This is a genomic window from Shinella daejeonensis (genome assembly GCF_024281235.1).
Taxonomy (GTDB): domain Bacteria; phylum Pseudomonadota; class Alphaproteobacteria; order Rhizobiales; family Rhizobiaceae; genus Shinella; species Shinella daejeonensis.
Genome location: NZ_JAHWXY010000001.1, coordinates 951894 through 964090 on the forward strand (window position 1 = coordinate 951894; position 12197 = coordinate 964090).

Below are 12197 nucleotides of genomic sequence, written 5' to 3' on the forward strand. Positions count from 1 at the left end.
GGCGACCCGCTTTGGAACGAACAGGCCCGTGATCCAATACGCTCTTCTCTTCGCACTCGGCTTTCTTGCCGCCACGCTCGCCGGTCTGCTGATCGCCCCCGCGATACAGCGGCGCATCGTCGTCTTCACCGAAAACCGGATGAAGGCGACCATGCCCCTGAGCCCGCAGGAAGTGCGCGCGCAGAAGGACATGGCGCGCGCCGCCTATGCGGCAGAGACCGCAAGATTGTCGCAGGACATTCGCAAGGAGCGGCAAAAGCTGACGGACGAACGGGTGCGCAACGAGAAGCTGATCGCGCAGGCCGGCGCCATCGCCACCGAAAATGCCGAACTGCACAGCCATATCGCCGACATGGAGGTCGAGGCGAACGATCTCCGGTCTGCGATCCGTCGCGTCGAACTGACCGTGGACCAGTTGAAAACGGCGCTTGCGGCGGCCGATCGCGAAAGCCGGTCCAATGCCGCTGAAACCACCCGGCTCGCCCGACAGGCCGAACACCTGATCGCCGATATGGACAACATGCGCATCGACCTGTCCGGCCGCGACATGTCGATGGAAAGCCTCAAGGCCCGTGTCACCACCCTGCGGGACGAACGCGACCGGCTGCGCGAGGAAATGAAGAGCGCCTCGCGACAGGTCACCGCGCTCGAACTCCGGTTGTCGCGCGAGAAGACCCGCGCCGGCGAACTGGAGGACCGCCTCGCCCGCGAAGTCGCCGGCAGCGCCGACAAGGACGAGGCCATCGAGCGACGGGCGTCCGAAATCACGCGTCTTCGCGAAAGGATGAACGAATTGACGATGGAGCAGGCCCCCGACGCAAACCACGTCCTTTCCCTGCCAACGCCGGCGCTGGTCGACGTGAACGCGCTGGAGGAGGACGTGCGCAATCAGGGCGCAGCGCTCTGCGAACGGCTGCTGGCCGCCACCGGCCCGGACAAGGATGCGCTGTTGCGGCGGGAAATGTCCGATCTTGCCGCCCGGATGATCGTGCTGACGGCGGCGCGCGAAGGCCCGGCCTCGCCGATCCCTGACCTGGTCGCCGACAGCGAGCCATCCGGCGATCCGGACGGCCTGGCGGCCGAAGTACGGCGGCGGCTTCCCCGCAGCGATCCCTGAACGTCGATCAGGCGATACGCCCCATGGCGAGCGCGATCCGGTAAAGCGCGATGCCGCTTGCCGTGGCGACGTTCAGGCTGTCCAGCCCCGGATGCTGCGGGATGCGGGCGGTGCGGAAAGCCGCAAGGATCGACGCGGGCAACCCCTCCCCCTCCGTGCCGAGGACCAGCGCCATCCGCCGGGACGGCGCTATCGTGCCGATCGTCGCCGTTCCGCGCGGCGACAGTCCCCAGATGTCGAAGCCTGCCTCCGCAAGGAGCCGAAGCAGCGCGTCTGCCGGCAGATCGCGGGCGAAGGGAACCCGCAGCACCGAGCCGACCGATACCCGGATCGCCTTTCGATAAAGCGGATCGCAGGACGTTTCGTCTAGAAAGACCGCATCCGCCCCGAAGGCCGCCGCATTGCGGAAGACGGAGCCGACATTGTCGTGGTTCGACAATCCGCAACCGACGACGATCAGGCTGCGCTGCGGCAGTGCGGCAAGTCTGGCGGCGGCATCGGCGGCTGCGGGCCGGCGGCCGAGCGCCAGCACGCCACGATGCATCGGAAATCCGGCGATGGCATCGAAAACGTCCGAGGACGCCACATAGACCGGCACCCCATCGGGAAAGGCCGAAAGGATCTCCGCCAGTCCGGCCAGCCGGTTTTCGAGCAGCAGAAGCGCTTCGGCGGCAAAGCCGCGTTCTTCCGCCTGCGCCAGCACTCGCACGACCACCGTCCCTTCCGCGATGAAACAGCCCTTGCGGCCGACTAGATCGCGCTCACGGATGGAGACGAAACCGGCGATGCGCGGATCGGCCGGATCCTCGATGCGGATCGGTGTCGCGGCCATGCCCGTCAGTGGTCCCGGACGTCGATCTCCGCGACGATGCGGTTGGCCGTGATATCGAAGAGCAGCGCCTTGCGCGTTCCGTCCGGCAGCACTCCGTAGAAGAGGATGCGGTTGTCGGCCTGCGAGACGGAAGAAACCGCAAAGCCCGCGGGCAGCACCGCCGTGGCGCGCAGGGGCGCATCGCTCGGCACGCTCAGCGCATCGCCGGCCTGCTGAACCGGCTTGCCATCCCGCACCGTCACCTTGTAGACAATGGCCGCAAGCACCGCCATGAACATCAGCAGCATGATGCCGCCGGAAATCAGTTGAAGACGCATCAGCTTCCGGCGGACATTCTCCATCACCGGATCGAGCGGCTGGTCTTCCTGTTCCTCGTGATCGACGTTGGACATGGCGGGCGGCCCCTCCGGAAAATAGGCATGAATGAACGATGACCGACCCCTTTAAAGAAGCCGAGGCGACAAGGAAAGTCCTGACCGCACCGGAAGACGCAAGCGGACGCATCGACGCCTGGCTCGCAACGACGCTTTCCGGCGATTATTCGCGAAGCCGCATCAAGGCGCTGATCGAGGAAGGCGCCACGCTCGTCAACGGCGCGGTGATGACCGAGCCGAAGCAAAAGGTACAGCCGGGCGACGTCATCGAGGTCGCCATGCCCGTTCCACGCGATCCCGAACCCCGCGGCGAGGACATCCCCCTGGAGGTGCTGCACGAGGACGAGGACCTCATCGTGCTCGTGAAGCCCGCCGGCATGGTGGTGCATCCGGCGGCCGGCAACTGGACCGGAACGCTGGTCAATGCGCTCATCCACCATTGTGGCGCGAGCCTCTCCGGCATCGGCGGCGTGCGGCGGCCGGGCATCGTGCATCGTCTCGACAAGGAAACGAGCGGCGTCATGGTGGTGGCCAAGAACGATGCGGCCCATCGTCATCTCTCCGACCAGTTCGCCGACCATGGCCGCAACGGCCCGCTGGAACGGGCCTATCAGGCCGTCGTCTGGGGTCGGCCGCGACAGTTGAAGGGAACGGTGAACGCTCCCCTCGGCCGCGCCGGCGACCGTACCAGGCGCGCCGTCAAGCGCGAGGACGCCGAAGACGCCCGCGAGGCGATCACCCATTACGCCGTGACGGAGCGGTATGGCGAGACGCCCGACGGCGCCAGCCTCGCCTCGCTCGTCGAATGCCATCTCGAAACGGGGCGCACCCATCAGATCCGGGTGCACATGGCGCATATCGGCCATCCGCTGATCGGCGATCCGGATTATGGCCAGGCCTTCCGCACCAAGGCCAATCGCCTGCCGGACGAAGCGCGCCTCGTCGTCGAACGCTTCCGCCGCCAGGCGCTCCATGCCTTCCTCCTGCAATTCGAACATCCCTCGACCGGCGAGACCTTGCGTTTCGAAGCGCCGCCGCCCCCCGATCTGGAGCGGCTGATCGAGGCGCTACGCCTGGTCCGAACGGCCGGAAGCCCTTGATTTCCGGCCGTTCGTCCCCAGATTAACTGAGATCGCCGCGACATGTCCGCCCACGCCCGCTCACGCAGGCGTGAATGCCGTTGCGCCTTGAACCATTGTTTCGCCATACCTATCTGTAATCGTGGTGGGGTCGATTGACCCACGCGAGCCGGGCCGACATTCGTCGAAAGGCCGGCGCGGAAAAGGCTTGCCGTCAAGGGAGCCGTTGGAGAAAGGGGTGCAGAATGGCCCGAAATACATTGCCGTCGATCACGGCCGGAGAAGGCGGTCTCAACCGCTATCTCGATGAAATCCGCAAATTTCCCATGCTTGAGCCGCAGGAAGAATACATGCTGGCCAAGCGTTATCAGGAACACGACGATCGTGGCGCCGCCCACAAGCTGGTCACCAGTCACCTCCGTCTGGTCGCCAAGATCGCCATGGGCTACCGCGGCTACGGCCTGCCGATCGGCGAAGTCGTTTCCGAAGGCAACGTCGGCCTGATGCAGGCCGTCAAGAAATTCGACCCCGAACGCGGCTTCCGCCTTGCCACCTATGCGATGTGGTGGATCAAGGCGTCGATCCAGGAATATATCCTGCGCTCATGGTCGCTTGTCAAAATGGGCACCACCGCCAACCAGAAGCGGCTGTTCTTCAACCTTCGCCGGATGAAGAGCAAGATCCAGGCCATCGACGACGGCGACCTGAGGCCCGATCAGGTCAAGGAAATCGCCACCAAGCTCAAGGTCTCGGAGGAAGAGGTCGTCTCGATGAACCGCCGGCTGTCCGGCGACGCCTCGCTCAACGCGCCGATCAAGGCCGGTGAAGGCGAATCCGGGCAGTGGCAGGACTGGCTCGTCGACGAGAACGACAGTCAGGAAACGACGCTGATCGAGCAGGACGAACTCGAAACCCGCCGCGCCCTGCTGGCCAGGGCGATGGACATCCTCAACGATCGCGAACGCCGCATCTTCGAGGCCCGCCGCCTCTCCGAAGACCCGCTGACGCTGGAAGAACTGTCGACGGAATTCGATATCAGCCGTGAACGCGTCCGCCAGATCGAGGTCCGCGCCTTCGAAAAGGTCCAGCAGGCGGTGCAGAAGTTTGCCGAGGAACAGGCGAAGGCGCTCCGCGTGGTCGAGGACGCCTGACCCCCTGCCCGGACGACATAAGCGATGGATCCTAAAGGAAAAAGCCCGGCAACCCGCCGGGCTTTTTCGTAAGGGCAGGACGTTGCCTGCCTGCTGCTACTGGCTGCTGGCGGCGTCGCGCGATGCCCAGGCCTTCATCACCGTGTCGAAGGCTTCCGCGCCCGTCGCTCCCTTGTCCAGCGTGAGCAGCGCCCGGCGGCCATTGCGATAGGTGATCGGAATGTCGATCCAGTTGCGGGTCCGCAGAAGTTCGGTGTTCTTGGCGATCGCTTCCGGAAAATCGTTGAGCGCGATCATATGGAAATCGTCGGTGATCTTCGCCGGAACAGCGATAAGCAGATCGCCCCGGTCCTGTTCCGTCCGTTTCATGGCGATACGCTGGACGCTGTCGATGCCGCCGCCTTCGAAGCTCTCCGGCAGCGAGAAGACCAGTTCGACGATATGGCTGGCCGGAAGCGACTGATCGGCGTTGCGGCGGAAGGTCACGAGCGCCGTCAGCCCGTTGGAAGGAACATTGAGCTGCGCCCGCACCACCGGCTCCGGCCGGGCGTCTCCGCCGGGCGATTCCTCCGCGACGCTCCAGGCGACCGTACCTTCGATGGCCGTGGGGCTGGTCTGCCCGAGCCGTTCCTCATAGAGGAACATCTTCTGCGCTACGCCGATCGCCGACGGGGATCCAGCCTGCGTGCCGGTCTCGGCGGGCGCGGCGCCGGCCGTTGCCGCCGCGTCCTCGCCGGTTGCCGGCGCATCGCCGTCCGGTGTTTCCCCGGTCGCCAGTTGCGCCGTCTCGCTGGACTGCCCCGCGACAGACTTTCCTTCCTGACTGTCCGTCCCGTCGAGTGACGGCGCCGGGCCTTCGTCCACTTCGCTTCCGTCCGCCAGCAGGCGCTGCGTGAATTTGCCGCTTTCGTTCTGCCCGGTGCCGGCGGAAGCCGTCTCCTGCACGCCGCCGTCCACATCTGTCGGGCCTTCGTCCGAAGCCGCCGGAGCGATATCGGACGATCCATCCGCCGTCTCTGTCGCGGCCTCGCCCGTCGTCGCCGAACCGGTCTGCGATGCCGTCAGGCTTTCGAACCATGCGTTGACGCTGTCACGGTTGAACCAATAGGCCGCGCCCGCGCCGCCGACGATCGCGACACCGCACAGCAGGACCGCCAGCGTGGCGACATTCAACCGCGACTTGCGTGGTTCCGCGCGGAACGAACGCTGCGGATCGCGGGCCGGGGTTTCCGCAGCCGAAGCGGCCGCCGCCGTTGTCCCATTTTCCTGCGGCGTCATCGGTTCCGCAAACGCGGAAACCTCTCCGGCAGGCGCGGTGAGATCTTCCAGATCATCCCAGTCGTCCTGCTCCGGCGCATTTTCGAGATCGCCGCCTGACGGCTGCTCCGGCCATTGCAGCCGGGGTTCGTCGGTATCCGGCAGAAGTGCTTCCACAGCCTCGTCATCGACCGCAATGACCGGGGTCGCCGCGCCCCAGTTCCATTCCGCTTCGGCCGAAGGCATCCGCGCGTCGCCCACCGGCGCCGCCTCCTCGGCTTGCGCATCGTGAACCGGAAAGACGTCTGCCGGTCCCTCGACCGGCTCTGCGGGCTCGTCCGCCACATGCCAGGACGGCACATAATCGTCCGCCGCCTCGCCTTCCGCGTGCCAGGAGGGTTCGGAATGAGCTTCGGGCACGACGGGTTCCAGCGGCTCTTCGGACACCGGAGCGGGCTCTATCGCTGCATGAGGTTCCGGAGGCTGTTCCTCCGCAATCCCTTCCTCGGCCGGGACGGCGTCTTCCGGCCCGGCGTCGGTTTCCGACGGCGGCTCCCCGGAAGGCTCGGGTTCGATGGCGGGGCCAGGCGTTTCCGGCTCGCCGATTTCCGGTTCCGGCTCGATGGCAGGCTCAGGCCGGGTTTCCGGTTCGATGACCGGCTCGGCCACTGTTTCCGGGTAAGGCTCCGGCTCGGGTTCCGGCGCCACCGGGACGGCAGCAGCCGGTTCCACCTCCGGTTCGGACGCGACGTCCTCGGGCGGCAGCGCCTCGGCATGCTCGCCCTCGACGTCTTCGATCGCCGCTTCCAGCTTGTCGAGCTGGCGCTGGATAAGCTCATCGGAAGGCCGCGGGTTCATCGCCTCGAGTTGCCGGCGCACGGCTCCGCGCGCCTTCTCGTAGACTTTCTGCCGCATCTCGGGTGTATCGGCCGAGAGGCCGGCCACCGCCCTCCGAATGACTGCTACAAAATCCGCCATCAGAACTTTCCGTCGTGTCCGGCCCCTATTCGCGGAAGCGAGGCACGGAACTGGTTTCGAAAGTGAGATTAATCTTCAAAGGGATCGGTCACAAGTATGGTGTCGTCCCGCTCCGGGCTGGTGGAAAGCAGGGCCACCGGTGCGCCGATCAACGCTTCGACCTGCCGGACATATTTGATCGCCTGCGCGGGCAGGTCGGCCCAGCTACGCGCGCCGACCGTCGATTCCTTCCAGCCTTCCAGCGTGATGTAGACCGGCTCGACGCGGGCCTGCTGGCCCTGGCTCGCCGGCAGATGATCGATATCCTGGCCGTCGAGCTTGTAGCCGACGCAGATTTTCAGTTCGTCGAGGCCGTCGAGGACATCGAGCTTGGTGAGCGCGATGCCGGTGATGCCGTTCGTCGCCACCGACTGGCGCACCAGCGCGGCGTCGAACCAGCCGCAACGGCGCTTGCGTCCGGTGACGGTGCCGAACTCGCGGCCACGCTCGCCGAGGAACTGGCCGATCTCATCGTCAAGCTCGGTGGGGAACGGACCCTCGCCGACGCGCGTCGTATAGGCCTTGGTGATGCCCAGCACATAGCCGAGCGCGCCCGGCCCCATGCCGGAGCCCGCCGCCGCCTGTCCGGCAACGGTATTGGAGGAGGTAACGAAAGGATAGGTGCCGTGATCGATATCGAGAAGCGAGCCCTGCGCACCCTCGAACAGGATGCGCGCGCCGCGGCGGCGCTGCTTGTCCAGAAGCAGCCAGATCGTGTCGCGGAAGGGCAGCACGCGCTCGGCGACCGACGTCAGCTCCTGCATGATGCTGTCATGGGAGATTTCCGCCTCGCCAAGGCCGCGGCGAAGCGCATTGTGATGTGTCAGCAGGCGCTCCACCTTGGCCGGCAATGTCTCGACGTCGGCAAGATCCATGACGCGGATCGCGCGGCGACCGACCTTGTCCTCATAGGCCGGGCCGATGCCGCGGCGGGTCGTGCCGATCTTGACGCCGGAATTGGACGTGGAAGCGGCATCCTCACGGATGCCGTCGAGTTCGCGGTGCAGCGACAGGATCAGGGTTGCATTGTCGGCGATACGCAGGTTTTCGGGCGTAATCTTGACGCCCTGCTTTTCCAGCTTGTCGATTTCAGCGATCAGCGCATGCGGATCGACGACGACCCCGTTGCCGATCACCGCCATCTTGCCGGGACGCACGACGCCGGACGGCAGGAGCGAGAGCTTGTAGCTGGTGCCGTCGATGACGAGCGTATGACCGGCATTGTGCCCGCCCTGGAAGCGCACCACGATATCCGCGCGTTCGGAAAGCCAGTCGACAATCTTGCCCTTGCCTTCGTCACCCCATTGCGACCCGATCACCACGACATTCGTCATTTCGTCTTTCCCGTTTTCGCGCACGCCGTCGCGCGCCTGACACAAACCCGCGCATCTATACTGTGTTGCTTTCGGGAAAGCGACCCTGCGGAATCGATCATCTTTTCTTTTTGCATGACATTGCGGCGTTTTTGTCCTTATGTGACGCGTTCGCCGGGCCGCCTGGCCCCTTGCCAGTCCTCCCGCGGATAGACCCGTCGTGCATCGCAAAGCCTATCTCTACCTCTGTATAACCTCGCTCTTCTGGGGCGCCAATTCGGTTGCCGGAAAGCTGGCGGTCGGCCATATCAGCCCCATGCTGCTGACGACGCTGCGCTGGACCGTCGCCCTCCTCGTCATCCTCGCCCTGATGACGCCGCAGGTGAAACGCGACTGGCCGATGATCCGCCGGCACTGGCTGCTGCTCCTGCTTTACGGCGTCTTCGGCTTCACCGCCTTCAACGCGCTGCTCTATTCCGCCCTCGGCTATACCAGCGCCATCAATGCGGTCATCGAACAGGCCGGCATCCCGATGCTGATCTTCGTCTTCAACTTCGTCCTTTTCCGGATCCAGGCCTCCCTCGCCCAGATCGCCGGCTTCACGGTGACGCTGCTGGGCGTGCTGTTAACCGCCGCTCATGGCGATTTGTCGGCGTTGAGCGAGCTTGAGTTCAATTTCGGCGATGCGCTGATGCTCGTCGCCTGCATCATCTATGCCGGCTATACGGTCTCGTTACGCTGGAAGCCGGACATGCACTGGCAGAGCTTCATCGCCGCTCCGGCCTTCGGCGCGCTTTTGAGCGCGCTGCCCCTGCTGCTGTGGGAAATATGGCAGGGCGCGCTGATCCTGCCCGACGCCACCGGCTGGACGATCGTGCTTTACGCCGGCATCTTTCCGTCGCTGCTGTCCCAGGTGCTCTACGTGCGGGGCGTGGAGATGATCGGCGCAAATCGCGCCGGCCTTTTCATCAATGCCATCCCCGTCTTCGGCACACTGCTGTCGATCGTCCTCGTCGGGGAGCGCCTGGAGACCTTCCATGTGATGGCGCTGCTTCTGGTGCTGGGCGGCATCGCGGTCGCCGAATGGGGGCGGCCCCGCACCTGATCCCCCCGCCAAAACGGCGAAAGCCGCCCGGACATGCCGGACGGCCTTCTTCTTCGTCTTGGGAGGACGAAATCAGTCGACGTTGAAGACCAGCGACTTGACCTGCCGGATCGCCGGATTGGCGCCGAGCCTGTCCAGAACCTCCTGCGAGACCGGCTTGTCCACATAGAGCAGGGCGATGGCGTCGCCGCCCTCCTTCTGCCGGCCGAGCTGGAAGTTGGCGATATTGACCTTCGCCTCACCCAGCACCGTGCCGATGAAGCCGATCATGCCGGGCACGTCGGTATTGGTGATATAGACCATATGGTTGCCGACATCGCCGTCGAGGTTGATGCCCTTGATCTGGATGAAACGCGGCTTGCCGTCGGAAAAGACCGTGCCCGCGACGGAACGCGTCTGGTTCGCCGTCGTCACCGTCAGCCGGATATAACCGTCGAAGACGCCGGATTTGTCGCGCTTGACCTCGGACAGGATGATGCCCTTCTCCTTGATCATGACCGGCGCCGAGACCATGTTGACGTCGGCGACCTGCGGGCGGATGAGGCCGGCCAGCGCCGCGCTCGTCAGCGCCTTGATGTTCATCCCGGCGGTCGCGCCGTCATACAGGATCTCGATCTCCTTGATCGCGCTTTCCGTGACCTGGCCGACGAAAGCGCCCAGCACATCGGCAAGGCGGATGAACGGCTTCAGGAGCGGCGCTTCCTCCGCCGTGATCGACGGCATGTTGATGGCGTTGGAAACCGCGCCCCTGATCAGGTAGTCCGACATCTGCTCGGCGACCTGCAAGGCCACGTTCTCCTGCGCCTCCGTGGTCGAAGCGCCGAGATGCGGCGTGCAGACGACGTTCGGCAGACCGAAAAGCGGGCTTTCCGTCGCCGGCTCGACCGCGAAGACGTCGAAGCCCGCACCGGCGACATGACCGGACCTGATCGCTTCGGCAAGCGCCGCCTCGTCGACGAGGCCGCCGCGCGCGCAGTTGACAATGCGAACGCCCGGCTTGGTCTTCGCCAGCGCCTCGGCATCGAGGATGTTGCGGGTCCTGTCGGTCAGCGGCACATGCAGGGTGATGAAATCGGCCTGCGCCAGCAATTCGTCCAGTTCGACCTTGGTCACGCCCATTTCCTCGGCGCGCTCCTTCGACAGGAAAGGATCGAAGGCGATCACGTGCATCCTGAGCCCGATGGCCCGGGCGCAGACGATCGAGCCGATATTGCCGGCGCCGATGACGCCCAACGTCTTGCCGGTGATCTCGACACCCATGAATTTCGACTTTTCCCATTTTCCGGCCTGGGTGGAGGCATCGGCGGCGGGAAGCTGGCGGGCGACCGCGAACATCAGCGCGATGGCATGCTCGGCCGTGGTGATCGAGTTGCCGAACGGCGTGTTCATGACGATGATGCCGCGGCGCGAGGCGGCCGGGATATCGACATTGTCGACGCCGATGCCGGCGCGGCCGACGACCTTGAGGTTCGTCGCCGCCGCGATCAGCTTTTCCGTCACCTTGGTGGCGGAACGGATGGCGAGACCGTCATAATTGCCGATGATCTCGGCGAGCTTTTCCTTGTCCTTGCCGAGCTTCGGCTGGAAATCCACGTCGATGCCGCGGTCGCGAAAGATCTGGACGGCGGTTTCCGAGAGTTCATCGGATACGAGTACGCGAGGTGCCATGAAAGGCCTCCTTCAATCGGTCGGAATGATGATAGGGCATGGGCTTCGCCCGAAGGACGAAGCCGGATCGCGAAATCAGGCCGCAGCCTTGGAAAGGGTCGCCTTCTGCGTTTCGAAGGCCCAGGCAAGCCACGGCATCAGCGCCTCGACATCGGCGGTGTCGATGGTCGCGCCCGTCCAGATGCGAAGGCCGGACGGCGCGTCGCGATAGGCCCCGATATCGAAGGCGACGCCCGCCTTGTCGAGCAGCGAGACCATCGCCTTGGCGAAAGCGGCCTGCGCATCGGCATCGAGCGCCAGCACGTCCTTGTCGGCGATCGTCAGGCAGACCGACGTGTTGGAACGGGTCGCCGGATCCCGGGCGAGGTTTTCGATCCAGTCGTTCTTCTCGATGAAATCGAAGATGACGGCGGCATTGGCGTCGGCGCGCGCCATCAGCGCCCTGAGACCACCGATCCGCTTCGCCCAGTTGAGCGCATCGATGTAATCCTCGACGCAAAGCATGGAGGGCGTGTTGATCGTCTCACCGCGGAAGATGCCCTCGATCAGCTTGCCGCCCTTGGTCATGCGGAAGATCTTCGGCATCGGCCAGGACGGCGTATGGCTCTCCAGCCGCTCGACGGCGCGGGGGCTGAGGATGATGACGCCATGACCGCCCTCCCCGCCAAGCACTTTCTGCCAGGAGAAGGTGGTGACGTCGAGCTTGGAAAAATCGAGCGCCTGCGCGAAGGCCGCCGAGGTGGCGTCGCAGATCGTCAGACCCTGGCGGTCGGCCGGGATGAAATCGGCGTTCGCAACGCGCACGCCCGAGGTCGTGCCATTCCAGGTGAAGACGACGTCGCGGTCGAAGTCGATCGTGGAAAGGTCGGGAAGCAGGCCGTAATCGGCGACGATCTTGCGCGTATCGGGGAGCTTCAGCTCCTTGACGACGTCGGAGACCCAGCCCGAGCCGAAGCTTTCCCAGGCGACCATGTCGACGCCGCGCGGGCCGAGCAGCGACCAGAGCGCCATTTCGACGGCCCCGGTATCGGAAGCCGGAACGATGCCGATGCGGTAATCCGCCGGTACTTCCAGGACGTCGCGGGTAAGATCGATGGCCTCTTTCAGCTTCGCCTTGCCGATACTGGCGCGATGCGAACGGCCGAGCGGAGCATCGGCAAGCGCGTCCAGCGACCAGCCGGGACGCTTCGAGCAGGGGCCTGAAGAAAAATGGGTATTGTTCGGACGGACGTCCGGCGGGGTGACGGTCTTCGTCATGATGGCTATCCTTCCAGATAGAAAGCC

The 12197-nt window shown here is 65.0% G+C and carries 10 protein-coding genes; 4 read left to right on the forward strand and 6 right to left on the reverse strand.

Annotation, left to right across the window (positions count from 1 at the left end; translation table 11 throughout):
* Window positions 1-28 precede the first annotated feature (28 nt).
* Window positions 29-1117, forward strand: a complete 1089-nt coding sequence (locus tag KYK29_RS04500) for a coiled-coil domain-containing protein (protein WP_254689637.1) — start codon at window positions 29-31, stop codon at window positions 1115-1117.
* Between the two features lie 7 nt (window positions 1118-1124).
* On the opposite strand, the gene KYK29_RS04505 is transcribed toward KYK29_RS04500, so the two are convergent.
* The gene (locus KYK29_RS04505) at window positions 1125-1949 is read right to left on the reverse strand and encodes a TrmH family RNA methyltransferase (RefSeq protein ID WP_254689638.1); all 825 of its coding nucleotides are present in this window, start codon (window positions 1947-1949) and stop codon (window positions 1125-1127) included.
* A gap of 5 nt (window positions 1950-1954) precedes the next feature.
* Window positions 1955-2341, reverse strand: coding sequence for a hypothetical protein (locus KYK29_RS04510; RefSeq protein ID WP_254689639.1), 387 nt, complete (start codon window positions 2339-2341; stop codon window positions 1955-1957).
* Between the two features lie 38 nt (window positions 2342-2379).
* Between KYK29_RS04510 and KYK29_RS04515 the strand changes: the two genes are divergently transcribed.
* Window positions 2380-3423 carry an RluA family pseudouridine synthase gene (locus KYK29_RS04515; protein WP_254689640.1) on the forward strand — a complete coding sequence of 348 codons (1044 nt, stop codon included), beginning with the start codon at window positions 2380-2382 and terminating at the stop codon, window positions 3421-3423.
* A 224-nt stretch (window positions 3424-3647) separates the two neighbouring features.
* The gene (rpoH, locus tag KYK29_RS04520; RefSeq protein ID WP_254689641.1) at window positions 3648-4553 is read left to right on the forward strand and encodes an RNA polymerase sigma factor RpoH; all 906 of its coding nucleotides are present in this window, start codon (window positions 3648-3650) and stop codon (window positions 4551-4553) included.
* A gap of 96 nt (window positions 4554-4649) precedes the next feature.
* Here rpoH and KYK29_RS04525 read toward each other — a convergent pair whose 3' ends face one another.
* Both KYK29_RS04525 and KYK29_RS04530 read right to left on the reverse strand, forming a co-directional pair.
* Window positions 4650-6788, reverse strand: a complete 2139-nt coding sequence (locus tag KYK29_RS04525) for a hypothetical protein (protein ID WP_254689642.1) — start codon at window positions 6786-6788, stop codon at window positions 4650-4652.
* A 68-nt stretch (window positions 6789-6856) separates the two neighbouring features.
* Window positions 6857-8161: an adenylosuccinate synthase gene (locus KYK29_RS04530; protein ID WP_254689643.1), complete on the reverse strand. Its 1305-nt coding sequence runs from the start codon at window positions 8159-8161 to the stop codon at window positions 6857-6859.
* Between the two features lie 199 nt (window positions 8162-8360).
* Between KYK29_RS04530 and KYK29_RS04535 the strand changes: the two genes are divergently transcribed.
* The gene (locus KYK29_RS04535; protein ID WP_254689644.1) at window positions 8361-9245 is read left to right on the forward strand and encodes a DMT family transporter; all 885 of its coding nucleotides are present in this window, start codon (window positions 8361-8363) and stop codon (window positions 9243-9245) included.
* A gap of 72 nt (window positions 9246-9317) precedes the next feature.
* On the opposite strand, the gene serA is transcribed toward KYK29_RS04535, so the two are convergent.
* Window positions 9318-10913 carry a phosphoglycerate dehydrogenase gene (gene serA / locus KYK29_RS04540; protein ID WP_254689645.1) on the reverse strand — a complete coding sequence of 532 codons (1596 nt, stop codon included), beginning with the start codon at window positions 10911-10913 and terminating at the stop codon, window positions 9318-9320.
* Window positions 10914-10988: 75 nt separating this feature from the next.
* On the reverse strand, window positions 10989-12170 hold the full coding sequence (locus tag KYK29_RS04545) for a phosphoserine transaminase (RefSeq protein ID WP_254689646.1): 1182 nt from the start codon (window positions 12168-12170) through the stop codon (window positions 10989-10991).
* Window positions 12171-12197: the final 27 nt, after the last annotated feature.

What these genes read in the sequence shown, in the direction of transcription:
- KYK29_RS04530 (WP_254689643.1), bottom strand. Translation starts at nt 8,161, where the DNA reads ATGACGAATGTCGTGGTGATCGGGTCGCAATGGGGTGACGAAGGCAAG.
- rpoH (WP_254689641.1), top strand. Translation starts at nt 3,648, where the DNA reads ATGGCCCGAAATACATTGCCGTCGATCACGGCCGGAGAAGGCGGTCTC.
- serA (WP_254689645.1), bottom strand. Translation starts at nt 10,913, where the DNA reads ATGGCACCTCGCGTACTCGTATCCGATGAACTCTCGGAAACCGCCGTC.
- KYK29_RS04545 (WP_254689646.1), bottom strand. Translation starts at nt 12,170, where the DNA reads ATGACGAAGACCGTCACCCCGCCGGACGTCCGTCCGAACAATACCCAT.
- KYK29_RS04525 (WP_254689642.1), bottom strand. Translation starts at nt 6,788, where the DNA reads ATGGCGGATTTTGTAGCAGTCATTCGGAGGGCGGTGGCCGGCCTCTCG.
- KYK29_RS04505 (WP_254689638.1), bottom strand. Translation starts at nt 1,949, where the DNA reads ATGGCCGCGACACCGATCCGCATCGAGGATCCGGCCGATCCGCGCATC.
- KYK29_RS04515 (WP_254689640.1), top strand. Translation starts at nt 2,380, where the DNA reads ATGACCGACCCCTTTAAAGAAGCCGAGGCGACAAGGAAAGTCCTGACC.
- KYK29_RS04510 (WP_254689639.1), bottom strand. Translation starts at nt 2,341, where the DNA reads ATGTCCAACGTCGATCACGAGGAACAGGAAGACCAGCCGCTCGATCCG.